We start from the raw sequence: 25,348 nt of genomic DNA on the forward strand, positions 1-25,348 counted from the left end.
AGCGTGCTTCGGGGTCTGGGGCGGAGCCCCAGAAACGGAGCTGCACCATGAAGGTCGGACTCATCGGCGCGGGACGCATCGGCTCGTTCCACGCCTCCGTACTCGCCGCCTCCGACGACGTCGATGCCCTCTTCATCGCCGACGCCGACGAACAGCGCGCGACCACCCTCGCCGCACGCCTCGACGCCGGAACCACCACCATCGACACCCTCTTCCACACCGTCGACGCCCTCGTCATCACCACCCCCGCCTCGACCCACGCCGACCTCGTCACCCGCGCCGCCCGCGCCGGGCTGCCCGCGTTCTGCGAGAAGCCCGTCGCCCTCGATCCCCGGCGCACGCGGCAGGCGCTGAGCGCCGTCGAGGAGGCGGGGACGCTGTTGCAACTCGGTTTCCAGCGGCGCTTCGACCCCGGGTTCCGCGCCGCGCGCGACGCGTTGCGGTCGGGGCGGCTGGGGCGGGTGCACACCATCCGGGCCGTCACCTCGGACGCCGCTCCCCCGCCCGCGGACTTCCTGCCGCTCTCCGGCGGGCTGATCCGCGACTGTCTGATCCACGACTTCGACACCGTGCGATGGCTGACGGGACGTGAGGTGACGGAGGTCTACGCACGGGGCTCGGCCGGTGGCGCGGCGTTCTTCCGGGAGGCGGGCGACGTGGACACCGCCGCCGCCCTGCTCACCCTGGACGACGGCACGCTCGTCACCGCGACCGCCACCCGCTACAACGGCGCGGGGCACGACGTACGGATGGAGCTGTCCGGCGAGCGCGACCAGTGGGTGGTCGGGCTCGGCGACCGTACGCCCACGACGTCGGCCGAACCCGACGGGCCCGGCGCGCCCGAGCGGCCCTGGGCGGACTTCCTGGAGCGGTTCGACACCGCGTACCGCGCCGAGTTGGCCCATTTCCTGCGGGCGGCACGCGGCGAGGCACCCAACCCTTGCCCCGGCCGGGAAGGGCTGGCGGCGCTGCTGATCGCCGAGGCCTGCGAACTGTCACGCCGGGAGGACCGCCCCGTCAGGCTGTGACCGCCCACCCGGCGCACCCGGCGACAAAACCCGCACCCACCCTGTTACGACCGTCACGCTTTCGCAGAGCTTAGGTCACAGACGCCCAACAACCCCTCGCCGTCGCTCACTCCGCGTCGTTCACCGGGCACAGGCTCAGTGATCAAGAAGGCCGCGCCACGGCTTCCCCGACGGATCCCCCTCCGTCGCCGCGGCGCAGCGGAGAGGCGCGAGAGATGACCGACCGTCGACTCTGGTCCTACAAAGAGATCGCGGCGCACATCGGCGTACAGACAGATACCGTCCGGACCTACCGCAAGCACGGCATGCTCCCCGCACCCGACCTCGTCGAGGAGGGCAGGCCCTACTGGTTCGCGGACACCATCCGCGACTGGGTGGCCGCCCGCCCCGGCAATCGCTCCCGGCGTGAGGCCAAGGACTGACACACCGCCCTCCCAGGGGCCCCGGGCCGGACTTCCGGCCCGGGGCCCCTTATGCGTGCGCGCACCCGCGGGACCGGTGGAACCCCGGGCGGGGAATACCCCCAGGGGGTAAGCTGTTGGGGCTGTTGTCCAACGACGCACGACCTCACCGAGGGGAACCACCATGAGCGACTCCACCACCGTCTACCAGGTGACCGGCATGACCTGTGGCCACTGCGAGTCCGCGGTCACCGAAGAGATCTCCGCCGTCGCCGGGGTCACCTCGGTGAAGGCCGTCGCCGCGACCGGCCAGGTCACCGTGACCGCCGCCGCCCCGCTGGACGAAGAGGCGATCCGCGCCGCCGTCGACGAGGCGGGCTACGAGCTCACGGGCCGCGCCTGACCCGTACGCCCCGCCCCGTTCCGCCCACTCCCCACCGGGAACCGCGATGACCGGCACGACCCCCGCCCCCGAGGCACCCGCGCCCACCGAGGTCGAACTCGCCGTCGGCGGGATGACCTGCGCGTCGTGCGCCGCCCGCGTGGAGCGCAGGCTCAACCGGATGGACGGCGTCCGGGCGACCGTCAACTTCGCCACGGAGAAGGCGCGCGTCGCCCTCGGGGAAGGGGTGGCGGTGGCGGACGTCATCGCCGAGGTGGAGCGGACCGGTTATACGGCCGAGCCGCCCCGGGCGCCCGGGCCCGGGGCGGCCACGGCGGAGGGCGACGACGGCGGGGAGGCGGGGGCGCTCCGGCAGCGGCTGGCCGTCTCGGCCGTACTGTCCGTGCCGGTCGTGCTGATGTCGATGGTCCCGGCGCTCCAGTTCGACAACTGGCAGTGGCTGTCGCTGGCGCTCGCCGCCCCCGTCGTGATCTGGGGCGCGCTCCCCTTCCACCGGGCCGCGTGGACCAACGCCCGGCACGGCGCGGCGAGCATGGACACCCTGGTCTCGATCGGCACGCTGGCCGCGTTCGGCTGGTCGCTGTGGGCGCTGTTCCTCGGCACGGCCGGGATGCCGCACATGCGGCACGCGTTCTCGCTCACCGTCTCCCGTACGGACGGGTCGTCGACGATCTATCTGGAGGCGGCGGCCGGGGTGGCGACGTTCCTCCTCGCCGGGCGCTGGCTGGAGGCGCGGTCCAAGCGGAAGGCGGGGGCCGCGCTGCGGGCGCTGCTGGAGCTGGGCGCCAAGGACGTGGCCGTCCTGCGGAACGGTCGTGAGGAGCGGATCCCGGTGTCCCGCCTGGCGGTCGGCGACCGCTTCGTCGTACGGCCCGGGGAGAAGGTCGCGACGGACGGCACGGTGGTCGAGGGCGCGTCCGCCGTGGACGCCTCGATGCTGACGGGCGAGTCGGTGCCGGTGGACGTGAGCGTGGGTGACACGGTCGCGGGCGGATGCGTCAACACCGCCGGGCGGCTGGTCGTGACGGCCACGCGGGTCGGCGCGGACACCCAGCTCGCCCGGATGGCCCGGCTGGTGGAGGACGCGCAGAGCGGCAAGGCCGAGGTGCAGCGCCTCGCCGACCGCGTCTCCGGCGTCTTCGTGCCGGTGGTGCTGCTGATCGCGCTCGGGACGCTGGCCGGCTGGCTGCTGGCGACCGGGGACGCCACGGCCGCGTTCACCGCCGCCGTGGCCGTGCTGATCATCGCCTGCCCGTGCGCCCTGGGCCTCGCCACGCCGACCGCGCTCATGGTCGGCACGGGCCGGGGCGCCCAGCTCGGCATCCTGATCAAGGGGCCGGAGGTGCTGGAGTCGACCCGGCGGGTGGACACGGTCGTGCTGGACAAGACGGGCACGGTGACCACCGGCCGGATGGGACTGCACGACGTCGTCACCGCGCCGGGCACAAGCGAGCGCGACCTGCTGCGCCGCGTCGGCGCGCTGGAGCACTTCTCCGAGCACCCGGTGGCGCGGGCCGTCGCGGCCGGGGCCGAGGAGCGGATCGGTGGACTGCCACCCGCCGAGCACTTCGAGAGCGTGGCCGGGCTGGGCGTCCGGGGTCTGGTCGAGGGGCACGAGGTGCTGGTGGGCCGGGAGTCGCTGCTCCTCGAGGCGGGGATCGAGCTGCCCGCGCGGCTCGCGGACGCGCTGGCCGCGGCGCGGGCCGGGGGCCGTACCGCCGTGGCGGTGGCCTGGGACAAGGAGGCACGGGGTGTCCTCTCCGTCGCCGACACGGTCAAGGCGACCAGCGCGCGGGCGGTGGCCGAGCTGCGCGCCCTGGGGCTGCACCCGGTGCTGCTGACCGGCGACAACGCCACGGTGGCCGGATCCGTCGCCCGCGCGGTGGGCATCGACGAGGTGATCGCCGAGGTGCTGCCGCAGGACAAGGTCGACGCCGTCCGGCGGCTCCAGGCCCAGGGCCGTACGGTCGCGATGGTCGGCGACGGGGTCAACGACGCCGCCGCCCTGGCCACGGCCGATCTGGGGCTGGCCATGGGGACCGGCACGGACGCGGCCATGGAGGCGGGCGACCTCACGCTCGTCCGGGGCGACCTGCGGGTCGCGGCGGACGCGATCCGGCTCGCGCGCCGCACCCTCGCGACCATCAAGGGCAATCTCTTCTGGGCGTTCGGCTACAACGTGGCGGCGCTGCCGCTGGCCGCGGCGGGGCTGCTCAACCCGATGATCGCGGGGGCGGCGATGGCCTTCTCGTCGGTGTTCGTCGTGACCAACAGCCTGCGGCTGCGCTCTTTCCGGTGAGCCCCGGGCCACCCGGAGCCGGATTCATGTAATCCGCATAAGCGACACAACACCCACACATTCGACCCCTTGCCCTTTTACGTCCAGTTATGGCAGGAGACCTAGATCACAGCCATTTCGAGGTAACCATTGCGGGGGGTCGCGGGTCTAACCAGGCAGTGCTGGATCGTCTTGGGGGACGGTACCGGCCACGCGTGGCCGGGGCACGTACGCCGGGGAGCTTTGAGCGGCCCTCCCGATTCGTACGGGTCCCGGCAGATCGCGTCGGCTCCGCGCACCGCGGCTCCCGGCCGGATCCCGTGGGGGGAATCCGTACCGGGGAATGGAAAGCGCCCCGCTCCGACCCGTGGGGGGATCGGTAGCGGGGCGCTTTTCTCTGCCCGTGCTTATCGGCCCGCGAGGGGCCTTTCGGACGTCAGCTGCGGTCGAGCGGCAGGTCGCGCTCCACCACGCCGGTGTAGATCTGGCGCGGGCGGCCGATGCGGGAGCCGGGCTCCTTGATCATCTCGTGCCACTGGGCGATCCAGCCGGGAAGGCGGCCGAGCGCGAAGAGCACGGTGAACATCTCGGTCGGGAAGCCCATGGCCCGGTAGATCAGACCGGTGTAGAAGTCCACGTTGGGGTAGAGGTTGCGCGAGACGAAGTACTCGTCGGAGAGCGCGTGCTCCTCCAGCTTGAGCGCGATGTCCAGCAGCTCGTCGGACTTGCCGAGCGCCGAGAGGACATCGTGGGCCGCCGCCTTGATGATCTTCGCCCGGGGGTCGAAGCTCTTGTAGACGCGGTGGCCGAAGCCCATCAGGCGGACGCCGTCCTCCTTGTTCTTCACCTTGCGGATGAAGGAGTCGACGTCGCCGCCGTTGGCCTGGATGCCTTCCAGCATCTCCAGGACCGACTGGTTGGCGCCACCGTGCAGCGGACCCCACAGGGCGCTGATGCCGGCGGAGATCGAGGCGAACATGTTCGCCTGCGAGGAGCCGACCAGGCGCACGGTGGAGGTCGAACAGTTCTGCTCGTGGTCCGCGTGCAGGATCAGCAGCTTGTCGAGCGCCGAGACGACGACCGGGTCGAGGTCGTACTCCTGCGCCGGGACCGAGAACGTCATCCGCAGGAAGTTCTCGACGTAGCCGAGGTCGTTGCGCGGGTAGACGAACGGGTGACCGATCGACTTCTTGTAGGCGTACGCGGCGATCGTCGGCAGCTTGGCGAGCAGACGGATCGTCGAGAGGTGGCGCTGCTTCTCGTCGAACGGGTTGTGGCTGTCCTGGTAGAAGGTGGACAGCGCGCTGACCACGGACGACAGCATGGCCATCGGGTGGGCGTCACGCGGGAAGCCGTCGAAGAAGCGCTTGACGTCCTCGTGCAGCAGCGTGTGCTGGGTGATCTCACCCTTGAAGGTGGCCAGCTCGTCGACGGACGGCAGCTCACCGTTGATCAGCAGGAACGCCGTCTCCAGGAACGTGCTGCGCTCGGCGAGCTGCTCGATCGGGTAACCGCGGTAGCGGAGGATGCCCTGCTCGCCATCGAGGTAGGTGATCGCGGACTTGTACGCGGCGGTGTTGCCGTAACCGGAGTCCAGGGTCACCAGCCCGGTCTCGGCGCGGAGCTTGCCGATGTCGAAGCCCTTGTCGCCGACGGTGCTGTCGACCACCGGGTAGGTGTATTCGCCGTCCCCGTACCGCAGTACTACAGAGTTGTCGCTCACGTCATCCCTCACCGACGTTGTGCCTCTTCTTCGAGGTGCCCTGACTACCCCTACCTTCCCCCATTTGGACGATGCACGTGCACTCGGGGTCGGCCATAGGGCCTAAAGACGGCACTCAGTGCCGCCCAGCCTGGCCATACTGCCCCGTTCGCCCCGGTTGGTAAACCGTCTGGGGACGAATGCCATGTGCGTCACTCCCTCAGGCACCCCTCCCCAGCCGGTGGTCCAGGGCCGTACATCTGCGGCCTGCGGAAACGGTGCGCACGGCCTGGCCGAGGGCCTTGCGGGAGCCCACCAGGACCACCAGGCGCTTTGCCCGGGTCACGGCGGTATAGAGGAGATTGCGCTGGAGCATCATCCAGGCGCCGGTGGTGACCGGGATCACCACCGCCGGATACTCGCTGCCCTGCGAGCGATGGATGGTCACCGCGTAGGCGTGGGCCAGTTCGTCGAGTTCGTCGAAGTCGTAGCCGACCTCCTCGTCCTCGTCGGTGCGCACGGTGAGCCGCTGCTCGACCGCGTCCAGGGCGGTGACCACGCCCACCGTGCCGTTGAAGACGCCGTTCTCCCCCTTCTCGTAGTTGTTGCGGATCTGGGTGACCTTGTCGCCGACGCGGAAGACCCGGCCGCCGAACCGGCGCTCCGCGAGGTCGGGGCGGGCGGGCGTGATCGCCTGCTGGAGCAGCGCGTTGAGGTTGCCGGCGCCGGCCGGACCGCGGTGCATCGGGGCCAGCACCTGGATGTCGCGGCGCGGGTCGAGGCCGAATTTCGCGGGGATGCGCCTGGCCGCCACCTCCACGGTGAGCCGGCCCGCCTCCTCGGTGTCCTCCTCGGGGAAGAGGAAGAAGTCGGCCAGCCCCTGGGTGATGGGCTGCACGCCGGAGTTGATGCGGTGGGCGTTGGTGACCACGCCGGACTGCTGCGCCTGCCGGAAGATGCGGGTGAGCCGCACGGCCGGGACGGGGCTGCCGGGCGCGAGGAGGTCGCGGAGCACTTCCCCCGCGCCCACGGACGGCAGCTGGTCGACGTCGCCGACGAGCAGCAGGTGGGCGCCCGGGGCCACGGCCTTGACGAGCTTGTTGGCCAGCAGCAGGTCGAGCATGGACGCCTCGTCGACCACCACCAGATCGGCGTCCAGCGGGCGGTCCTTGTCGTACGCGGCGTCGCCGCCGGGCTTGAGCTCCAGGAGGCGGTGCACGGTGGACGCGTCGGCGCCGGTGAGCTCGGAGAGCCGCTTGGCGGCCCGCCCCGTGGGGGCGGCGAGCACGACCTTGGCCTTCTTGGCGCGGGCCAGCTCGACCACCGAGCGGACGGTGAAGGACTTGCCGCAGCCCGGCCCGCCGGTGAGGACCGCGACCTTGCTGGAGAGCGCGAGCCGGACCGCCTGCTGCTGCTCGGGGGCCAGCTCCGCGCCCGTGCGGTCCGCGAGCCAGGCCAGCGCCTTGTCCCACTCGACGGTCCGGAAGGCGCCCAGCCGGTCGTCCTCGGCCCGCAGCAGCCGCGTCAGTTGGGCGGCGAGGGAGAGCTCGGCGCGGTGGAAGGGGATGAGGTAGACGGCGGTGACGGGCTCGCCGTCGGGGCCGGGGACGCTCTCGCGGACCACGCCCTCCTCGTCTCCGGCGAGCTCGGCGAGGCAGTCGATGACGAGCCCGGTGTCGACCTGGAGGAGCTTGACGGCGTCGGCGATCAGCTTCTCCTCGGGGAGGTAGCAATGCCCCTGGTCGGTGGACTGGGAAAGGGCGTACTGCAGACCGGCCTTGACGCGCTCGGGGCTGTCGTGCGGGATGCCGACGGCCTGGGCGATGCGGTCGGCGGTCAGGAAGCCGATGCCCCAGACGTCGGCGGCCAGCCGGTAGGGCTGATGGCGGGTCACGGAGATGGAGGCGTCGCCGTATTTCTTGTAGATCCGCACGGCGATGGAGGTGGAGACGCCGACGCCCTGGAGGAAGACCATGACCTCCTTGATGGCCTTCTGCTCCTCCCAGGCGGCGCCGATCATCTTCGTCCGCTTGGGGCCGAGGCCGGGCACCTCGATCAGCCGCTCGGGGTCCTTCTCGATGACGTCCAGGGTGTCGGTGCCGAAGTGCTCGGTGATGCGGTCCGCGATGCGCGGGCCGATGCCCTTGATGAGGCCGGAGCCCAGATAGCGGCGGATGCCCTGGATCGTGGCGGGGAGCAGCGTCGTGTAGTTCTCGACGGTGAACTGGCGGCCGTACTGCGGGTGGGAGCCCCAGCGGCCCTCCATGCGCAGCGACTCCCCCGGCTGCGCGCCGAGCAGGGAGCCGACGACCGTGAGGAGATCGCCTGCGCCGCGGCCGGTGTCGACGCGGGCGACCGTATAGCCGCTCTCCTCGTTGGCGTAGGTGATCCGCTCCAGGACCCCTTCGACCACTGCCATGTTCACCATGGACCCGACGGTACCGCCGGGGTACGACAGGCGTTCGGGGCTGTGGATAACTCACCAATGAGCCCCCGGGACAAGCCGAGGGGCCCGGTCCGACGACCGGGCCCCTCGGGCACCCCCCTGAAACCGGCTTCCTCTGAAATCCCCCCGGATCCCTCCCCAGGAAGCCCGATGCAAGGTACGACCCACTGGACCGCGAAAGGGTTGCACCGCCTTCAAGGAGTTATCGTTCCGTTATCGGAGCCGGGAACGATCACCCGCCCATTACCGCGGGTATCCCCAGCACATACCGCTCGTAACGATCCAGCACCTCCGCCAGGACCGCCGCGCCGTCCCGCGCCCACAGCCCCGGATGGAAGATCTCCACCTCCTCCGGCCCCCGGTATCCGGCGGCGTCGGCCCGCTCGTGGAACCACCGCAGATCCACGCATCCGTCCCCCAGCTGCCCCCTCCCCAGCAGCACGCCCTCCGGCAGCGGGGTGACCCAGTCGGCGAGCTGGAAGGCCGCGATCCGGCCGCCCTCCCCGGCCCGTACGAGCTGTCCGGCCACGGTGTCGTCCCACCACAGGTGGTAGGTGTCGACCACCACGCCCACCTGGTCGGCCGGGAAGCGCTCGGCCAGGTCGAGGGCCTGACGGAGGGTCGACACGACGCAGCGGTCGGAGGCGTACATCGGGTGCAGCGGCTCGATCGCGAGCCGGACCCCGCACCCGGCCGCGTACGGCCCGAGCTCGGCCAGCGCGTCGGCGACCCGCTCGCGCGCCCCCGGCAGGTCCCGGGAGCCCGCCGGCAGACCGCCCGCGACCAGCACGAGCGTGCCGGTGCCCAGCGTGGCCGCCTCCTCGACGGCCGCCCGGTTGTCGGCCAGCGCCGCCGCCCGGCCGGCGGGGTCGGCGGCGGTCAGGAAGCCGCCCCGGCACAGGCTGCTGACGGTCAGTCCGGCGTCCCGCACCAGGTGGGCGGCGGCCTCGGCCCCGTACTCCCGCACGGGCCCGCGCCACAGCCCCACCCGGCGCACCCCGGCCGCCGCGCAGCCCGCCGCGAGCTCGGGCAGGGACCACTGCCGCACGGTCTGCTGGTTGAGGCTGAACCGCGCGGGAGCCGTCACGGCCCTGCCCCGTGCACGGCCAGCAGCCGCGCCATCCGGTCCTCCGCGAGCTCCGGATCGGGGAACAGGCCCAGCTCGTCGGCCAGTTCATAGGCGCGCGCCAGATGCGGCAGGGAGCGCGCGGCGTGCAGCCCACCGGCCATCGTGAAGTGGTCCTGGTGGCCCGCGAGCCAGGCCAGCAGGACGACACCGGTCCTGTACGCGCGCGTGGGCGGTTCGAAGAGGTGCCGGGACAGCGCGACGGCCGGGTCCAGCCGCTCCCGGAAGCCCTGCCGGTCACCGGAGTCGAGCCGCCGCACGGCGTCCACGGCGAGCGGCCCCAGCGGGTCGAACACCCCGAGGAGCGCGTCGCTGTGGCCGTGCGCGTCGCCCTCGATCAGCTCGGGATAGTGCAGGTCGTCCCCCGTGAAGCACCGCACTCCGGCGGGCAGCCGCCTGCGCAGGGCGCGTTCGCGCCCGGCGTCCAGCAGGGACACCTTCACGCCGTCGACCTTCTCCCGGTGGGCGTGGACGATGTCGAGGAGCGTCCGCGCCGCGCCGTCCAGGTCGTCGTCGCCCCAGTAGCCCTCCAGGGCGGGGTCGAAGACCGGGCCGAGCCAGTGCAGGATCACGGGCCCCGACGTCTGGCTCAGGAGCCGCCCGTACGTCTCCCGGTAGTCGTCCGGTCCCCTGGCGACGGCCGCGAGGGCGCGGGAGGCCAGGACGACGGCCTGGGCGCCGTGCGCCTCCACCACGTCCAGCTGCTCCTCGTAGGCCGCCGTGACGTCCTCCAGCGTGCCGTACGGGGGCGTGAGCTGGTCCGTGCCCGCCCCGCAGACGATCCGGCCGCCCACGGCGCGCGCCTCGGCGGCGGAGCGCCGGATCAGCTCGGCCGCCCGCGGCCAGTCCAGGCCCGCGCCGCGCTGGGCGGTGTCCATGGCCTCGGCGACGGCGAGCCCGTGCGCCCACAGGTGGCGGCGGAAGGCGAGGGTGGCGTCCCAGTCGAGGTCGGCGGGGCCGTAGGGCGTGGTGTCGCCGTACGGGTCGGCGACGATGTGGGCGGCGGCGAAGAGCGTGCGGGAGGCGGGCGGCCCGCCTCCCGCCGCGAGCTCCAGCGGCCGCTTCCGGGGTTCGTACGGGCGCAGGGCGCCGCGGGCGTCGGGCAGCCGGATCACGGTGCGCCCCCGGGCGCCGCGAGGATCCGTCTGCGGCCGTCCCGCGCGGAGTCCCGGGCCAGCAGCCCGAGCCGTACGCCGCGCGCGCCCGCGTCCAGGCCGAAGTGCCAGGGCTCGTCCAGGGCGACATGGCGCAGGAACAGCTCCCACTGCGCCTTGAAGGCGTTGACGCCCTCCCCCGATTCCCCGTTGTCCGGGACCTCCTGCCACTGGGCGCGGAAGTCCTCGGTCACCGGGGCGTCGGGGTTCCACACCGGCCGCGGGGTGGCGGAGCGGTGCTGCGCGCGGCAGTTCCGCAGGCCCGCTACGGCCGAGCCCTCGGTGCCGTCGACCTGGAACTCCAGCAGTTCGTCGCGGTGCACCCGCACCGCCCAGGAGGAGTTGAGCTGGGCGACGATCCCGCCCTCCAGCTCCAGGATCGCGTAGACGGCGTCGTCGGCGGCCGCCTCGTAAGGCGCGCCGTGCTCGTCCCAGCGGCGCGGGATGTGCGTGGCGAGGTGCGCCTGTACGGACCTGATGGGGCCGAACAGCTCGCGCAGGACGTACTCCCAGTGCGGGAACATGTCGGAGGTGATGCCCGCGTCCGGGTCGCGGTAGTTCCAGGAGGGCCGCTGGGCGGGCTGCCAGTCGCCCTCGAACACCCAGTAGCCGAACTCCCCGCGGACGGACAGCACCCGGCCGAAGAAGCCGCCGTCGAGCAGCCGCTTCAGCTTGCGGATGCCCGGGAGGAACAGCTTGTCCTGGACGACGCCGTGCTTGACGCCCGCGGCGACGGCCCGGTGGTGCAGGACGAGGGCGCCGCCGTGGTCGAGGGCGGTCGGCTTCTCGCAGTACACGTGCTTGCCCGCGTCGATGGCCTTGTGCAGGGCGGCCTCCCGTTCGCGGGTGGCCTGCGCGTCGAAGTAGATGTCGATCGCCGGGTCGCCGAGGACGGTGTCGAGGTCGGTGGTCCACGCGTCCAGTCCGTAGCGCCCGGCGAGTGCTCTGAGCTTCTGCTCGCTGCGTCCGACGAGGACGGGCTGCGGCCACAGCCGGGTGCCGTCGCCGACGTCGATGCCGCCCTGCTCGCGCAGGGCGAGGATCGAGCGGACGAGGTGCTGATGGTGTCCCATGCGTCCGGTGACACCGTTCATGGCTATCCGTAAGGCTCTGGTGTCCGTTCCGGTCACCCCCTTCTGCCGTACGGGAAGCATTTCCCGCACGCCGCCGGGGAACCCGGTCCCCATGAAACTCGCTTTCTCCACGCTCGGAGTGCCCGGTATGCCCCTCCCCGAGGTGGCCCGCCTCGCCCGCGCCCACGGCTATGACGGCGTCGAGCTGCGGGCCCACCCCGAGGAGCCCCTGCACCCCGGGACGGGGCCGCGGGAGCGGGCCGGGGCGGTGGCCGCGTTCGCGGCGGCGGGGGTGGAGATCCTGAGCGTCGCCGGGTACGTCCGGGTGGCCTCCCCGGAGGCGGACGAGGCCGTCTTCGACGGGCTGAACGGGCTGATCCGGCTGGCGGCCGACGTCGGCGCCCGGTACGCCCGCGTGTTCCCCGGCGGCGCGGACCGCCCCGCGGCCGAGGCGGACGCGGACGCCGCGCGCCGGCTCGGCGCGGTGGCACCGCTCGCGGCGGACCTCGGCGTCCACATCCTCCTGGAGACCCACGACTCCCACCGCCGGGCCCGGGACGTCGCACGCGTCCTGGGCCCCGTGGGCCACCCGGACATCGGCGCGCTCTGGGACGTCCTCCACACCTGGCTGGGCGGCGAGACCCCGGACGTCAGCTTCCCCGTCCTCGCCCCGCACCTGGGCTACGTCCAGCTCAAGGACGTCGCCTCCCCCGACGACACGGCCCCGCTGCCCCTGGGCGCGGGCGTGCTGCCGCTGGGCGCCTGCGTGGACGTCCTCGGCCGGGCAGGCTGGGACGGGTGGCTGTGCTGGGAGTACGAGCGCCGGTGGCACCCGGCGGCGGCCGACTTCGACCGGCTGATGGGTCCGGGGCGGGCATACGTGGAGGGCCTGCTGGCGGGCGCGGCGCCGTGACCTCCGACCGGCCGCTCGGCCGGAGCCGGTCACCGCGCGAACCGTATGATCAGCCCTGGCGAGGGGGCTGCACATGACGGTGGAGGACACCAAGGAACGGCTGATCGGCGCGGCCGGCACCGTGCTGAGGACGCAGGGCTACGGCAGGTCCAGCGCGCGGACGATCGCCAAGGAGGCCGGAGTCAACTCGGCTCTGGTCTTCTACCACTTCGGCGGTGTCGACCCGCTGCTGTTCGCCGCGCTCGACCGGTCGTCCGCCGAGCGGATGGCCGTGCTCTCGGACGCCGTCACCGACTGCCGCACCCTCGAGGACCTCGTGGAGGCGGGCACCCGTGTCTACCGGCACGACATCGACGCCGGGCATCTGACCCTCTTCTCCGAGCTCGTCGCCGCCGCCGTCGCCAAGCCGGAGCTGCGGGACGGGATCAAGGTGCGGGCGGAGCCGTGGATGGCCTTCGTCGAGGAGACGCTGGAGCGCGTCATCGGGGGGACGCCGCTGGCCCGGCTGACCCCGCCGCGCGACCTGGCCAACGCGGCGATCACGTTCTATCTCGGGGTCAACCTCTTCACCGTGCTGGACTCCGACCGCTCGCGCACGGAGTCGGTGTTCGCGATGGCCCGTCGGCTCGCCCCCCGCGCGCGGCTGCTCACCCGGCGGCTGCCGGCCCGGCTCGGCACCAAGCGGCGCGCGCTCGGCTGACGCGCGCCCCGCACGGAACCGCTCCGTGGCACCGCCCGTCCAAGGGGCGTGCCGCCGTCGGGGCACCGCAGTGCGGTATCGGCGTACGCCACCGACCGCGTCGCTGAACTCCCTCTCCGCCGCCTGCTTCCCGATGGCACCGCCGCCGGCGCACCCCCCTTAACAGCGCCGGCGGTGGCTCGACACACCCCGGGCGCGCGGGCGATGACCGCACGCTCCCGCGTACGGCCCCTGCGGTGCGCCCCGCACACGCTCCGTTCCCTCCCTCCGTACGCGCCCCACGCGTCTGGCGCGCGCCGGTTCCAGGCAGCACGCTGGAGCGCGTGGAGGGACGGACGGGGGACAGCATGCGCCATCGCGCTCTGCCGGGCGCGCTGCTCGCACTCATGGGACTCACGGGGCCGGTGGCGCTGTCCGGTTGCCACGCGCCGCAGCGGGCCGGCTCGGTCGTCACACCGCCGCCGTCGCCGCCCCGTTCCGGGGGCAGGCCGGAGTTCCTGGCCGAGGACGCGTGCGCGGGCGGGGGCCGCCAGTCGTACACCGAGGTCGACTGCGCGGACGGCCGTGCCGCCGCGCGGGTCCTCGCCCGCTACAACGGCCCGCAGGCGAGCGGCCCGCGCTGTCCGGCCGCCACGGACTTCGTCCTGCACATCGCGGCGGTGGACCAGGGCGACTCGGAGAAGGAGAGTTCGCCGGAGGGATACGCCTGCATGCGCTACCTCCGGCCGCCGCACCCGGGCGACCCGGGGCAGGGCGGCGGCCCGCTGACGGTGACCGGCGACTGCGTCTACGCCCAGCGGGACGGGGTGGTGAAGGAGACCGCCTGCGACGGCTCGGGGGCGCACGCGCCGGAGTACCGGGTGATCGACGAGGTCACCACGCGCGCCGCGTGCCCGCCGTCGACGGACCTCTATGTGCAGGTGGGCGGCGAGGCACCCGTCGGGTGCGCCCGCCGCCTGTCCTGACACCCGCCGTTACGGCCGCAGGCTCTGCTGCCGCTCGACGACCGGGCGGTCGAGCTTCGCGTCGTACGGCGCGAGGGGCTTGGCGTGCGACGCGTCCTGCTGCACGGCCTTGGGCGCGACGCCCGCCCACTGCAGCACCTCGGCCGTGGCCTTCGCCCGCTCGTCGGCGACGAGTTGGGCGATGTTCGAGCCGTGGTTGCCGCCGGGGGCGTAGAAGCGGAAGTCGTGGCGCGCCGCCGCGTTCCTGCCGAGGGTGAAGGGCTCACCGCTCCACGGGTCGTTCTGGCCGTAGACGAAGAGCATCCGCTCGCTGTCCTTGCGGACCCAGCGGTCGATGTCGGCCATCACGCCGGGGTGGAACTTCATCGGGATGTCCCGCGGGACGTAACTGCGCGGGGTGTTGATCCCGGGGTACCGCAGCAGGCCCTTGAGCTGCGGCGTCTTGACGGTGGGCGAACCGAGCTCGGTGCCCGCCTGGTAGTAGTACGGCGTGAACTTCTCCAGGCCCTGGTCGGTGTAGCCGTCGAAGCCGGAGATGGTGTCGACGAACTTGTAGAGGTCGTCGGTGGAGGCGTTGGTCGCGGGCACGGACGCGCAGTCGCTCTGGAGGTGGTACTGCCAGAACGACCACACCAGGTCGAGGACGACGTTCTCGTACGCCTTGTCGGCGCTGCCGACGACCTTGAACGTCCTGCTGTTGGCGTCGGCCCACTTCTGATAGCGGGCGACGATCTCGTCACGGCGCACCAGCGCCTGCTTCTGCACGGAGTAGAGCTGGGTGCGGCATGCCTTGTCGCCGACGTTCGCGAAGAATCGGTCATAGGCCGAGTCCTCGGCGTCGTTCACGTCGTTGGGCGCGACGTAGGCGACGGTGCCGTCCATGTCCTGCGGGTGGAAGCGGCGGTAGTACGTCGCGGTCATGCCGCCCTTGCTGCCGCCGGTGGCCAGCCAGTTCTTGCGGTAGACCGGCTTGAGCGCCTGGAAGAGGCGGTGCTGGTCGTCGGCCGCCTGCCGGATGTCGAGCTTGGACCAGTCGGCGGGCTGCGGGCGGGACGGGGTGAAGAAACGGTACTCCAGCGACACCTGGTTGCCGTCGACGATCCGGGTCGGCTCGCTGCGGCCGGGGCTGGTGTTGACGTTGTAGCCGGAGGTGAAGAACACGGTCGGGCGGTCCGTGGACTTGTGCAGCAGGGTGAAGCGCTGCTTGAACGTGCCCTTGGACGGGTCGCGGTGGTCCACGGGCTGGTCGTAGGTCAGGACGAAGTAGCGGTAGCCGTCATAGGGCTTCTCCTCGACGAAGTTCATTCCCGGAATGTCGAGGATGCGTTGCTTGATGTCCGGCTCTGTGGTCGCCGCGGTGGCCGTGGTCGCCGCCCCGATGCCGATGGTGCTCATGAGCACCGTCAGCGCCATCAGCCATCTGAGTACCTTGCGCATTCGCCCTCCCCTTGGGTTCGCATAGGTCGCGGCGAACTTACCGGGGTGGGCGGGTATTTGTCTCGGGCGTCTTCCGTCACGAGTGCGGCGGGAGTCCCCAAATGCCCGACCGGCCCGGATGTTGCCCGAATTTCGGGCCAACTACCGGGCCGGTCGCGTGCTTGATGGTGCTCTGCCGTCAGGCGGCGATCGCCGCCCCCGTGAACGTGCGCCAGAGCTCCGCGTAGCGGCCGTCCCTGGCGAGCAGTTCGTCGTGCGTGCCGTCCTCCGCCACACGGCCGTCGGACAGCACGATCACACGGTCCGCGCGGGCCGCCGTGGTGAGGCGGTGGGCGACGACCAGGGTCGTGCGCGTGCCCGCCAGCCGGTCCGTGGCCTGGTTGACCAGGGCCTCGGTGGCCAGGTCCAGCGCGGCGGTCGCCTCGTCCAGGAGCAGGATGTCCGGGTCGACCAGCTCCGCGCGCGCCAGGGCGATCAACTGCCGCTGTCCGGCGGAGAGGTTGCGGCCGCGCTCGGTGACCCGGTGCAGATAGCCGTCCTCCAGCCCGGCGATCATCCCGTGCGCGCCCACGGCCCGCGCCGCGGCCTCGACCTCGGCGTCGGTGGCGTCGGGGCGGCCGTACGCGATGGAGTCGCGCACCGTCCCGGGGAACAGGTAGGGCTCCTGAGGGACGACGCCGAGCCGGTGCCGGTAGCCGGTGGGGTGCAGCTCGCGCAGGTCGTGGCCGTCCACGAGCACGGCGCCCGAGGACGGGTCGTAGAACCGCGCCACCAGCTTGACCAGCGTGGACTTGCCCGCGCCCGTCTCGCCGACGAACGCCACGGTCTGCCCGGCGGGGATGGTGAGGTCGATGCCGGTCAGGGCCGGTTCCCCGGTGCCGTAGTGGAAGTGCACCCCGTCGAAGGCGATCTCGCCGCGCAGCTCCCGCACCTCGCGCGGCTCGGCGGCCACCGGGGTCGTGGTGGGCTCGCGCAGCAGCCCCTGCACCCGGCCGAGGGAGACCGTCGCCTGCTGATAGCCGTCGAAGACCTGCGACAGCTGCTGCACGGGCGCGAAGAACAGGTCGATGTAGAGCAGGTACGCCACCAGCGCGCCCGCCGTCAGCGTGCCGTCGCCCACCCGGCCCGCGCCCACGATCAGCACCGCGGCCGCCGCGACGGACGACAGCAGCTGGACGAACGGGAAGTAGACCGATATCAGCCACTGGCCGCGCACCCGCGCCTGCCGGTAGCCGTCGCTGCGCTCCCCGAACCGCCGGGCGCCGGCCGCCTCGCGGCGGAACGCCTGCACGATGCGCAGCCCGGCGACGCTCTCCTGGAGATCGGCGTTGACGACGCCGACGCGCTCGCGGGCGAGCTCGTACGCCTTGACGCTCTTCCTGCGGAAGACCACCGTGCCGACGATCAGCAGCGGCAGGGTCGCGAAGACGACGAGGGCCAGCTGGACGTCGAGGACCAGGAGGGCGACGAGGATGCCGAAGAAGGTGAGGACGGAGACGACGGCGGTGATCAGGCCGGTCTGGAGGAAGGACGACAGGGCGTCCACGTCCGTCGTCATCCGGGTCATGATCTTGCCGGTGAGCTCGCGCTCGTAGTAGTCGAGCCCGAGCCGCTGGAGCTGGGCGAAGATCTTCACGCGCAGCGCGTAGAGCACGCGCTCGCCCGTGCGGCCGGTCAGCCGGGTCTCGGCGACCTGCGCGGCCCACTGCCCGGCCACGACCAGCAGCGCCAGCCCGGAGGCCGCCCAGACGGCGCCGAGGGCCAGCCGCTGGACGCCCTGGTCGATGCCGTGCCGGATCAGGATGGGCAGCAGCAGCCCGGCGACGGCGTCCACGGCCACCAGCAGCAGGGCCAGCGCGAGCGGCGCCCCGAAGCCCCGCAGGAGCTGCCGCAGGCCGTACGACTCCTCCGGCCGCGCGGCGCGCTCCTCGTCGACGTCGGGGGTGTCGGTCGCGGGCGGCAGCGCGGCGACCTTGGCGAGCAGTTCGGGTGTGGCGGGCATCCCGGCGATGTCGGCGGTCCCGTCGGTGTCCTTGCGGACCCAGAGGGACGAGGTGACGCCGTCGACGACGGTCCGCTTTGAGGTGGTGCGGGGGGCGGGCAGGGGGTCCGCCAGGCCGGTGGCCGACGCCTCCCCGCCGAAGGCGCCCGCGAGGGCGAGGGGCGCGGCGCCGAGGACCGGGGCGTCGGGGCCCGGGGCCAGGCCCGCGGGGTCCTTCGTCACGCCCGCCAGCTCCTCCGGGTCGGTGAGCAGCCTGCGGTACAGCTCGCAGCGGCTCTCCAGCTCCTCCGCCGTGCCGATGTCGGCGAGCCGGCCGCCGTCGAGTACGGCGATGCGGTCGGCGAGTGCCAGGGTGGACGCGCGGTGGGCGATGAGGAGGGTCGTGCGGCCGGCCATGACCCCGCGCAGCGCCTCGTGGATCTCGTGTTCCACGCGTGCGTCGACCGCGGAGGTCGCGTCGTCCAGGAGCAGCAGGCGGGGGTCGGTGAGGATGGCGCGGGCGAGTGCCACGCGCTGGCGCTGGCCGCCGGAGAGGGTCAGGCCCTGTTCGCCGACCTCGGTGGCGTAGCCGTCGGGCAGTTCGGATATGAAGCCGTCGGCCTGTGCGGCGCGCGCCGCGGCCCGTATCTCCTCGTCGCCGGCGTCCGGGTGCCCGTAGGCGATGTTGTCGCGGATCGAGGCGGAGAAGAGGAAGCTGTCCTCCGGCACCAGCCCGATGGCCGCCCGCAGCGAGGGCAGCGTCAGGTCGCGCACGTCGTGGCCGCCGACCCGTACCGCGCCGCCGGTGACGTCGTAGAAGCGCGGCAGGAGCAGCGAGACGGTGGACTTGCCGCTGCCGGAGGTGCCGACGACGGCGACGGTCTCGCCGGGTTCGATGCGCAGGGAGAAGTCGTCCAGGACGGGCCGCTCCGGGTCGTAGCCGAAGGTGACGCCGTCGAACTCGACGGTGGCGGGGGCGTCCTCGGGCAGCGCGTGGGCGCCGGGGCGGTCCTCGACGGCCGGCTCGGTGTCGATGAGCTCGAAGACGCGCTCCACTCCGGCGCGGGCCTGCTGACCGACGGTCAGCATCATGGCGAGCATCCGTACGGGCCCGACGAGCTGCGACAGGTAGGTCGAGAAGGCCACGAACGTGCCGAGGGTGATCTGCCCGCGCGTGGCCATCCAGCCGCCGACGGCCAGCATCGCGACCTGGCCGAGGGACGGTACGGCCTGGAGGGCCGGGGTGTAACGGGAGTTGAGCCGCACGGTGCGCAGCCGCCCGGCGAACAGCCGGCGGCTGACCTCGCGCAGCTTCCCGGCCTCCTGCGCCTCCTGGCCGAAGCCCTTGACGACGCGTACGCCCGTGACCGCGCCGTCCACGACGCCCGCGACCGCCGCGGCCTGGCCCTGGGCGTACCAGGTGGCCGGGAAGAGCTTGGTGCGGCTGCGCTTCGCCAGGAACCACAGCGCCGGTGCGACGGCGAGCGCGATGACCGTGAGCAGCGGCGACAGGAAGACCATGACGGCCAGCGAGATCACGAACAGCAGGATGTTGCCGATCATCATCGGCAGCATGAAGAGGAGGCTCTGCACCAGCTGGAGGTCGCTGGTGCCGCGGCCGACGACCTGGCCGGTGGAGAGCTCGTCCTGCCGCCTGCCGTCGAGCCGGGCTATCGACGCGTACATCTCGGTCCGCAGGTCGTGCTGGACGTCGAGGGCGAGGCGACCGCCGTAGTAGCGGCGGAGGTAGGTGAGGCCGTAGACGACGACCGCGGCGACGATCAGGAGCGTCGCCCAGGGGGCCAGCGGGCGGTCCTGCGCGCCTATGACGTCGTCGATGATCAGCTTGGGTATGAGGGGGACGAGCGCCATGACGGCCATGCCGGCGAGGGAGGACCCGAGCGCGAGCAGCACAGTGCGGCGGTAGCGCCAGCAGTGACCTGCGAGGCGCCGGGCCCATCCTTGACCGCTTGTATCCGTCGTTCCCACCCGAGACCTCCCGTTGTCCCCACGTTTCTCGTCCGGAGGGCCCAACGCGCTGGACTGCGGATTTCATCCCGTTGCAACAATTTGGGGGCGCGCGCAGGGCGCAGCGCGCTCCCGGGGCGGAGCCCCGGTTACGGCAGCCGGACCGTCAAGGCGTACAGCCGGGTGACCTGCACAGGGTTCTGGTTGTCGTCACTGACGAGCAGCAGCCGCAGCCGCCCGCCGGGGCCGCGCCCCAGCACCGCCGTGCCCTCGATGTTGTCCAGCAGCGGATTCCGCTGCGGCTGCTTCGCCGTCGCGCCCAGCGAAGGGCACGCCCCGATGTCCGCGACCAGCGTCTTGCGCACCGGCCGCACCCCCGTGCCCGGCAGCGCCGGGACGCCGCTCACGTCGCTCGCGTCCCGGAGGTCCGCCACGTACAGCCGCACGGTGTTGCCGACCCCCGGTGTGAAGCCGCGCTCCAGGACGAGCAGGCGGCCGTCGCCCGTGGCGGTGGCCTCGGAGACGCCGAGGCCCGCGTCGACGGGGTAGGCGTACTGCCGGGCGAGGCGGAAGTCCCCCGTGCCGTGCCGCTGCCAGCTCTGGAAGCGTACGAGCGGGTGCCCGGCGGCGTCCGGCCCGTCACCGGTGAGCGGGCCCTCCATGGACGCTATGAGGGTGCGGCCGCCGGGCTGCAGGGCGAGGCCCTCGAAGGTGAGGTTGGGGCGGGCGCGCCCGGCGGGGGCGACCCGCAGCGCGTCGGGGACGGGCAGCCTGCCGAGGAGCTTGCCGGAGGCGTCGTAGCGGCGGACCGACGGCTCGGTCTCGGAGGTGATCAGACGGGTGCCGTCGCGGTCGACGACGAGCGCCTCGGAGTCGAGCTCGGCGCCCTTCTCGTCGGCGAGCGGCACGACCCGTACGGGCTTGGCCGTGGGCCCCTTCCGTACGTCCAGGGAGAACAGCTGCGACCGGTCGGAGAGGGCGGCGACCGTGCCGTCCCGGTCGACCGCGAGCGCCGAGAGGTTGCCCACGAACGCGCCCTGGAACGTCGTCTTGTCGAGGCCGTCGGAGAAGCCGTCGATCCGGGCGTACGGCGAGCAGGCGCGCGACGCGCCGTGCGCCTGGGCCTGACCGGTGGCGGCGGTCAGACAGGTGGCCGCCGCCAGTGCGGCGGTGGCGGCGGCGAGCGCGGGTCGGATACGCACGGGCGGGCCTCCTGGGAATCGGGCGGTCTTCGGCTGCTGCCGACGGTAGAGGCCCTCGCTCCGGGCGGGAGCGAGGTTGCCGGAACTCGCGGTGAACGTCCGGTTCACATACCGGGGACGAGCTGGAGCAGCAGGTCGATGGCCTTGATGCCGACGAACGGCGCGACGAGCCCGCCCAGCCCGTACACGCGCAGGTTGCGGCGCAGCAGCGCGTGCGCGGTGGAGGGGACGTAGCGGACGCCGCGCAGGGCGAGGGGGATCAGGGCGACGATGACGAGGGCGTTGAAGATGATCGCCGAGGCGATGGCCGACGTGGAGCTGTGCAGGCCCATGACGTTGAGCTTCTCCAGGCCCTCGTAGCCGGTGACCCCGCCGAACATCGCGGGGACGATCGCGAAGTACTTCGCCACGTCGTTGCAGATCGAGAACGTGGTGAGCGCCCCGCGGGTGATGAGCAGCTGCTTGCCCACCTCGACGATGTCGATGAGCTTGGTGGGGCTGGAGTCCAGGTCGACCATGTTCCCGGCCTCCTTGGCGGCGGAGGTGCCGGTGTTCATGGCGACGCCGACGTCCGCCTGGGCGAGGGCCGGGGCGTCGTTGGTGCCGTCGCCGGTCATGGCGACGAGGTTGCCGCCCGCCTGTTCCTCCCGGATGCGGGCCAGCTTCTGCTCGGGGGTGGCCTCGGCGATGAATTCGTCGACGCCGGCCTCGGCGGCGATCGCCTTGGCGGTCAGCGGGTTGTCGCCGGTGACCATGACGGTCTTGATGCCCATGCTGCGCAGGGCGGCGAAGCGCTCGGCGATGCCGGGCTTGACGATGTCCTTGAGGTGGATCGCGCCCAGGACGCGGGCGCCGTCGCGGTCCTCGACGGCCACCAGCAGCGGGGTGCCGCCGCCCGCCGCGATGGAGTCGACGATCCAGCGGGCGTCGGTGGGGACGCTGCCGCCGCGCGCGGCGACCCACTGCGCCACCGCGCTGCCCGCGCCCTTGCGGATGCGGCAGATCTCGTCCCCCCAGGCGAAGTCGACGCCGCTCATGCGCGTCTGCGCGGAGAACGGCACGAAGTAGGCGTGCGCCAGCTCGCCCTCGTCGCGCTCCCGGATCCCGTACTGCTTGGCGAGGACGACGACGGAGCGGCCCTCGGGCGTCTCGTCGGCCAGCGAGGAGAGCTGGGCGGCGTCGGCCAGGAGGTCGTGCGGGACGCCCTGGACGGGGACGAAGGAGGCCGCCTCCCGGTTGCCGAGGGTGATGGTGCCGGTCTTGTCCAGGAGCAGGGTGTTGACGTCGCCCGCGGCCTCGACGGCACGCCCCGACAGGGCGAGGACGTTGCGCTGGACGAGCCGGTCCATCCCGGCGATGCCGATCGCGGAGAGCAGCGCGCCGATGGTGGTGGGGATCAGGGTCACCAGCAGGGCGACCAGCACGGTGATGGTCTGCGGGGCGCCCGCCCAGTCGGCCATGGGCTGGAGCGAGACCACGGCCAGGATGAAGATCACGGTGAGCGAGGCGAGCAGGATGTTGAGCGCCAGCTCGTTGGGGGTCTTCTGCCGGCTGGTGCCCTCGACCAGGGCGATCATGCGGTCGAGGAAGGTGTGGCCGGGGCGGGAGGTGATCCGTACGACGATGCGGTCGGAGAGCACCTTCGTACCGCCCGTGACGCCCGACCGGTCGCCGCCGGACTCCCGGATGACCGGCGCGGACTCCCCCGTGATCGCCGACTCGTCCACGGCGGCGACCCCCTCGACGACCTCGCCGTCGCCCGGCACGGTCCCGCCCGCCTCGACGACCACGACGTCGTGCGGCCGCAGCTCGGCGGCGGGCACCTGCCGCTCCTCCCAGTCGCGCCGGTCCATGCCCACCCGCCAGGTCTGCAGCCGCCGGGCGACGATGGTGGAGCGCGTGCGGCGCAGGGTCTCCGCCTGCGCCTTGCCACGGCCCTCGGCGACGGCCTCTGCGAGGTTGGCGAAGATGACGGTGAGCCAGAGCCAGCCGCTGATCAGCCAGGTGAAGACGGACGGGTCCAGCACGGCGGAGAGCGTGGTGAGCACCGAGCCGACCTCGACCACGAACATCACGGGGTTCCTGACCATCACCCGCGGATGCAGCTTCCGCACGGCGTCCGGAAGGGACGCGAGCAGCTGCTTGGGGTCGATGGCACCGCCCGCCACGGCCCTGTGCCGTTGCCTGACGGCGGGGGGCGGGGTGGTGTCCTGCTCGGGGACCAGGTGCAGCATCAGGGGCCTTTGGGTGAGGTGAATGATCACCTCACCCAATCGGCCGGGCGGGGGGCGCGCGGATGTCCTGACGAACCCTTGTCGCCTGCCGACGCGGGTCTGACGGGGCCTTTACGCCTGCCGGCGCGGACCTGATGGCGCTTTGACGCCGTTGCACAGTGCGGGTCCGTCACGCCTGCGGCGGGCGGCCTCAATCGCCGGCCGGGCTGGATTCGGCTGATGTGAGTGCCGATTCAGCCCGTCCGGCGATCGAGGACACAGGTCCGGTGCGCAGCTCCAGCGGTCAGCCTCGCGACGCCGCGATCTGCCTCGACATGATCGTCGTCAGTTCGTACGCCGTGTGCGACGCCGCCACCGACGTGATCTCCGCGTGGTCGTACGCCGGGGCCACCTCGACCAGGTCCGCCGAGACCAGGTTGCAGGAGGACAGGCCGCGGATGATCTCCAGCAGCTCGCGCGAGGTCAGGCCGCCCGCCTCGGGCGTGCCCGTGCCGGGGGCGTGGGCCGGGTCCAGGACGTCGATGTCGATGGAGATGTACAGCGGGCGGTCGCCGACGCGCTGGCGGAGCTGGTCGGCGATCTCGTCGACGCCGCGCCGCATGACGTCGGCGGACGTGACGATGCCGAAGCCCATCTTCTCGTCGTCGGTGAGGTCCTTCTTGCCGTACAGCGGGCCGCGCGTGCCGACGTGGGACAGCGCGGAGGTGTCGAGGATGCCCTCCTCGACGGCCCGGCGGAACGGCGTGCCGTGGGTGTACTCGGCACCGAAGTAGGTGTCCCAGGTGTCCAGGTGCGCGTCGAAGTGCAGCAGGGCCACCGGACCGTGCTTCTTGGCGACCGAGCGCAGCAGCGGCAGCGCGATGGTGTGGTCGCCGCCCAGGGTCATCAGCCGGGCGCCGGTGCCGAGCAGGTCGTCGGCCGCGGCCTCGATGGTCTCCACGGCCTCGTTGATGTTGAACGGGTTCGCGGCGATGTCACCGGCGTCGGCGACCTGCGCGAGCGCGAAGGGGGAGGCGTCCTGCGCCGGGTTGTACGGGCGCAGGAGGCGCGAGGCCTCGCGGATGGCGTTGCCGCCGAAGCGGGCGCCGGGCCGGTAGGAGACGCCGGAGTCGAAGGGCACGCCGACCACGGCGACGTCCGCGGTGCCGACCTCGTCCAGGCGCGGCAGGCGGGCGAAGGTCGCCGGGCCCGCGTAGCGCGGGATCCGGGAGGAGTCGACGGGGCCGCGCGGTTCACGGGGGGCGGGGGTGGTGCTCATTCTGGAGCCTCTCGAATCACGGACGCGTTACGGTCGAATCAACGTCGGGGCGGCGGCTGTGGACGTACCCGAGGGTAAGCAGGGCGGCGGATTCCGCACATGTACGTACTGAAGGGTCCGGCCCCGCCATATGGACATCGCGTCCATCGAAAAATCGTCGGGGGAGAGAATGAGCCGCATGCCGATACCGAGCCGTGCCGCGTTGATCGACCACCTTGTCCGTACGCGCATCGCGGGCGCCGTGGCGACTCCGCGCGAGAACAACCTCGACCACTACCGCAGGCTCGCGTCCGGCGACCGGCGCCACTGGCTGGGCCTGGAGCTGGGCGACCGCTGGACGGACGAGCAGGACGTGCTGGCCGTGATGGCGGAGCGCTGCGGCGTCAGCGACGATCTCGCCCACCGCTCGGGCCAGGACACGATCGACCCGGAGCTGACGGTGGACGCCCTGGAGCGCATGGCGACGGTGCTGCGCAAGGCGGCCGAGGGGCGGCAGCGGGTGCTCCTCGCGACCGGGCACCCGGGCGGGCTGCTGGACGTGCACCACACGACGGCGAAGGCGCTGCGCGCGGCGGGCTGCGAGATCGTCCGCATCCCCGGCGGGCTGCGGGCCGACGACGGCGTGGTCTGCCAGTTCGCGGACGTCGCGGTGTTCGAGGGCGGGGCGACGCTGTGGCACACGCACTCCCCCGCGCCGATGGCCACCATCCTCGACGCCCTCGCGCGGGAGGGCAGCCCGCTGCCCGACCTGGTCGTCGCCGACCACGGCTGGGCGGGCTGCGCGGCGCAGCGCGGCATCGAGACGGTGGGCTACGCGGACAGCAACGACCCGGCGCTCTTCCTGGCGGAGGCGGAGGGGGTGCTGCGGGTGGCCGTGCCGCTGGATGACCATGTGGTGGATCCGCGGTTCTACGAGCCGGTGACGGCGTATCTGCTGGCGGCGGCGGGTCTGTAGACCTGTTTCGCCTGCGGCGGGCCTTTTCCCCAGCCCCGCCCCTTCCCGAACTGGGGCTCCGCCCCAGACCCCGAAGCACGCTTCGCGCGCTGTCCTCAAACGCCGGACGGGCTGAATTCAGCCC

18 protein-coding genes are annotated in these 25,348 nt (G+C 72.6%); 8 read left to right on the forward strand and 10 right to left on the reverse strand.

Annotated elements, in window-relative coordinates; translation table 11 throughout:
• Positions 1-47 precede the first annotated feature (47 nt).
• The 4 genes from DXZ73_RS17450 to DXZ73_RS17465 all read left to right on the forward strand — a co-directional run bounded on the left by DXZ73_RS17450 (position 48) and on the right by DXZ73_RS17465 (position 4,131).
• Complete coding sequence (locus DXZ73_RS17450) at positions 48-1,028, forward strand: Gfo/Idh/MocA family protein (RefSeq protein ID WP_116211922.1); 981 nt, start codon at positions 48-50, stop codon at positions 1,026-1,028.
• 215 nt (positions 1,029-1,243) lie between these two features.
• The gene (locus DXZ73_RS17455; RefSeq protein ID WP_116211923.1) at positions 1,244-1,450 is read left to right on the forward strand and encodes a helix-turn-helix transcriptional regulator; all 207 of its coding nucleotides are present in this window, start codon (positions 1,244-1,246) and stop codon (positions 1,448-1,450) included.
• A 163-nt stretch (positions 1,451-1,613) separates the two neighbouring features.
• Positions 1,614-1,832: a heavy-metal-associated domain-containing protein gene (locus DXZ73_RS17460; protein ID WP_116211924.1), complete on the forward strand. Its 219-nt coding sequence runs from the start codon at positions 1,614-1,616 to the stop codon at positions 1,830-1,832.
• Between the two features lie 46 nt (positions 1,833-1,878).
• The gene (locus tag DXZ73_RS17465; RefSeq protein WP_116211925.1) at positions 1,879-4,131 is read left to right on the forward strand and encodes a heavy metal translocating P-type ATPase; all 2,253 of its coding nucleotides are present in this window, start codon (positions 1,879-1,881) and stop codon (positions 4,129-4,131) included.
• A gap of 415 nt (positions 4,132-4,546) precedes the next feature.
• Here DXZ73_RS17465 and DXZ73_RS17470 read toward each other — a convergent pair whose 3' ends face one another.
• From DXZ73_RS17470 to DXZ73_RS17490, 5 genes are all read right to left on the reverse strand, one after another.
• The gene (locus DXZ73_RS17470; RefSeq protein ID WP_116211926.1) at positions 4,547-5,833 is read right to left on the reverse strand and encodes a citrate synthase; all 1,287 of its coding nucleotides are present in this window, start codon (positions 5,831-5,833) and stop codon (positions 4,547-4,549) included.
• 199 nt (positions 5,834-6,032) lie between these two features.
• Positions 6,033-8,240, reverse strand: coding sequence for an SF1B family DNA helicase RecD2 (recD2, locus tag DXZ73_RS17475; protein ID WP_116211927.1), 2,208 nt, complete (start codon positions 8,238-8,240; stop codon positions 6,033-6,035).
• 250 nt (positions 8,241-8,490) lie between these two features.
• Entirely contained in the window at positions 8,491-9,345 is an 855-nt protein-coding gene (locus DXZ73_RS17480) for a sugar phosphate isomerase/epimerase family protein (protein ID WP_116211928.1), read from the reverse strand.
• Entirely contained in the window at positions 9,342-10,499 is a 1,158-nt protein-coding gene (locus DXZ73_RS17485) for a dihydrodipicolinate synthase family protein (RefSeq protein WP_116211929.1), read from the reverse strand. The genes DXZ73_RS17480 and DXZ73_RS17485 overlap by 4 nt, the downstream gene beginning before the upstream one ends.
• Positions 10,496-11,611, reverse strand: a complete 1,116-nt coding sequence (locus tag DXZ73_RS17490) for a Gfo/Idh/MocA family oxidoreductase (protein ID WP_338059124.1) — start codon at positions 11,609-11,611, stop codon at positions 10,496-10,498. Before DXZ73_RS17490 ends, DXZ73_RS17485 begins: the two co-directional genes overlap by 4 nt.
• Positions 11,612-11,723: 112 nt before the next feature.
• Here DXZ73_RS17490 and DXZ73_RS17495 point away from each other — a divergent pair, with 112 nt between their 5' ends.
• The 3 genes from DXZ73_RS17495 to DXZ73_RS17505 all read left to right on the forward strand — a co-directional run bounded on the left by DXZ73_RS17495 (position 11,724) and on the right by DXZ73_RS17505 (position 14,189).
• Positions 11,724-12,524, forward strand: a complete 801-nt coding sequence (locus tag DXZ73_RS17495; RefSeq protein WP_116211931.1) for a sugar phosphate isomerase/epimerase family protein — start codon at positions 11,724-11,726, stop codon at positions 12,522-12,524.
• A gap of 73 nt (positions 12,525-12,597) precedes the next feature.
• A complete protein-coding gene (locus DXZ73_RS17500; RefSeq protein ID WP_116211932.1) occupies positions 12,598-13,224 on the forward strand; it encodes a TetR/AcrR family transcriptional regulator in 627 nt (208 codons plus the stop codon).
• A gap of 347 nt (positions 13,225-13,571) precedes the next feature.
• Positions 13,572-14,189, forward strand: a complete 618-nt coding sequence (locus tag DXZ73_RS17505) for a hypothetical protein (RefSeq protein ID WP_116211933.1) — start codon at positions 13,572-13,574, stop codon at positions 14,187-14,189.
• Positions 14,190-14,198: 9 nt separating this feature from the next.
• On the opposite strand, the gene DXZ73_RS17510 is transcribed toward DXZ73_RS17505, so the two are convergent.
• The 5 genes from DXZ73_RS17510 to speB all read right to left on the reverse strand — a co-directional run bounded on the left by DXZ73_RS17510 (position 14,199) and on the right by speB (position 24,269).
• A complete protein-coding gene (locus DXZ73_RS17510) occupies positions 14,199-15,626 on the reverse strand; it encodes a S28 family serine protease (RefSeq protein ID WP_116211934.1) in 1,428 nt (475 codons plus the stop codon).
• 178 nt (positions 15,627-15,804) lie between these two features.
• Positions 15,805-19,596, reverse strand: coding sequence for an ABC transporter ATP-binding protein (locus DXZ73_RS17515; protein WP_116211935.1), 3,792 nt, complete (start codon positions 19,594-19,596; stop codon positions 15,805-15,807).
• A gap of 128 nt (positions 19,597-19,724) precedes the next feature.
• Positions 19,725-20,777 (reverse strand): esterase-like activity of phytase family protein, encoded by a 1,053-nt coding sequence (locus tag DXZ73_RS17520; RefSeq protein ID WP_116211936.1) that lies wholly within the window; start codon positions 20,775-20,777, stop codon positions 19,725-19,727.
• A gap of 104 nt (positions 20,778-20,881) precedes the next feature.
• Positions 20,882-23,011, reverse strand: coding sequence for a potassium-transporting ATPase subunit KdpB (gene kdpB / locus DXZ73_RS17525; protein ID WP_116211937.1), 2,130 nt, complete (start codon positions 23,009-23,011; stop codon positions 20,882-20,884).
• Positions 23,012-23,294: 283 nt separating this feature from the next.
• On the reverse strand, positions 23,295-24,269 hold the full coding sequence (speB, locus tag DXZ73_RS17530; RefSeq protein WP_116211938.1) for an agmatinase: 975 nt from the start codon (positions 24,267-24,269) through the stop codon (positions 23,295-23,297).
• Between the two features lie 178 nt (positions 24,270-24,447).
• Between speB and DXZ73_RS17535 the strand changes: the two genes are divergently transcribed.
• Positions 24,448-25,224 (forward strand): phosphatase, encoded by a 777-nt coding sequence (locus DXZ73_RS17535; protein WP_116211939.1) that lies wholly within the window; start codon positions 24,448-24,450, stop codon positions 25,222-25,224.
• Positions 25,225-25,348: the final 124 nt, after the last annotated feature.

The sequence above is a fragment of the Streptoverticillium olivoreticuli subsp. olivoreticuli genome (assembly GCF_003391135.1).
Taxonomy (GTDB): Bacteria; Actinomycetota; Actinomycetes; order Streptomycetales; family Streptomycetaceae; genus Streptomyces; species Streptomyces blastmyceticus.

Excerpts from the sequence above, each read along its gene's own strand:
- speB (WP_116211938.1), bottom strand. The coding sequence starts at position 24,269 with ATGAGCACCACCCCCGCCCCCCGTGAACCGCGCGGCCCCGTCGACTCC.
- DXZ73_RS17460 (WP_116211924.1), top strand. The coding sequence starts at position 1,614 with ATGAGCGACTCCACCACCGTCTACCAGGTGACCGGCATGACCTGTGGC.
- DXZ73_RS17455 (WP_116211923.1), top strand. The coding sequence starts at position 1,244 with ATGACCGACCGTCGACTCTGGTCCTACAAAGAGATCGCGGCGCACATC.
- recD2 (WP_116211927.1), bottom strand. The coding sequence starts at position 8,240 with ATGGTGAACATGGCAGTGGTCGAAGGGGTCCTGGAGCGGATCACCTAC.
- DXZ73_RS17490 (WP_338059124.1), bottom strand. The coding sequence starts at position 11,611 with ATGGGACACCATCAGCACCTCGTCCGCTCGATCCTCGCCCTGCGCGAG.
- kdpB (WP_116211937.1), bottom strand. The coding sequence starts at position 23,011 with ATGCTGCACCTGGTCCCCGAGCAGGACACCACCCCGCCCCCCGCCGTC.
- DXZ73_RS17450 (WP_116211922.1), top strand. The coding sequence starts at position 48 with ATGAAGGTCGGACTCATCGGCGCGGGACGCATCGGCTCGTTCCACGCC.
- DXZ73_RS17505 (WP_116211933.1), top strand. The coding sequence starts at position 13,572 with ATGCGCCATCGCGCTCTGCCGGGCGCGCTGCTCGCACTCATGGGACTC.
- DXZ73_RS17510 (WP_116211934.1), bottom strand. The coding sequence starts at position 15,626 with ATGCGCAAGGTACTCAGATGGCTGATGGCGCTGACGGTGCTCATGAGC.
- DXZ73_RS17495 (WP_116211931.1), top strand. The coding sequence starts at position 11,724 with ATGAAACTCGCTTTCTCCACGCTCGGAGTGCCCGGTATGCCCCTCCCC.
- DXZ73_RS17535 (WP_116211939.1), top strand. The coding sequence starts at position 24,448 with ATGCCGATACCGAGCCGTGCCGCGTTGATCGACCACCTTGTCCGTACG.
- DXZ73_RS17500 (WP_116211932.1), top strand. The coding sequence starts at position 12,598 with ATGACGGTGGAGGACACCAAGGAACGGCTGATCGGCGCGGCCGGCACC.
- DXZ73_RS17465 (WP_116211925.1), top strand. The coding sequence starts at position 1,879 with ATGACCGGCACGACCCCCGCCCCCGAGGCACCCGCGCCCACCGAGGTC.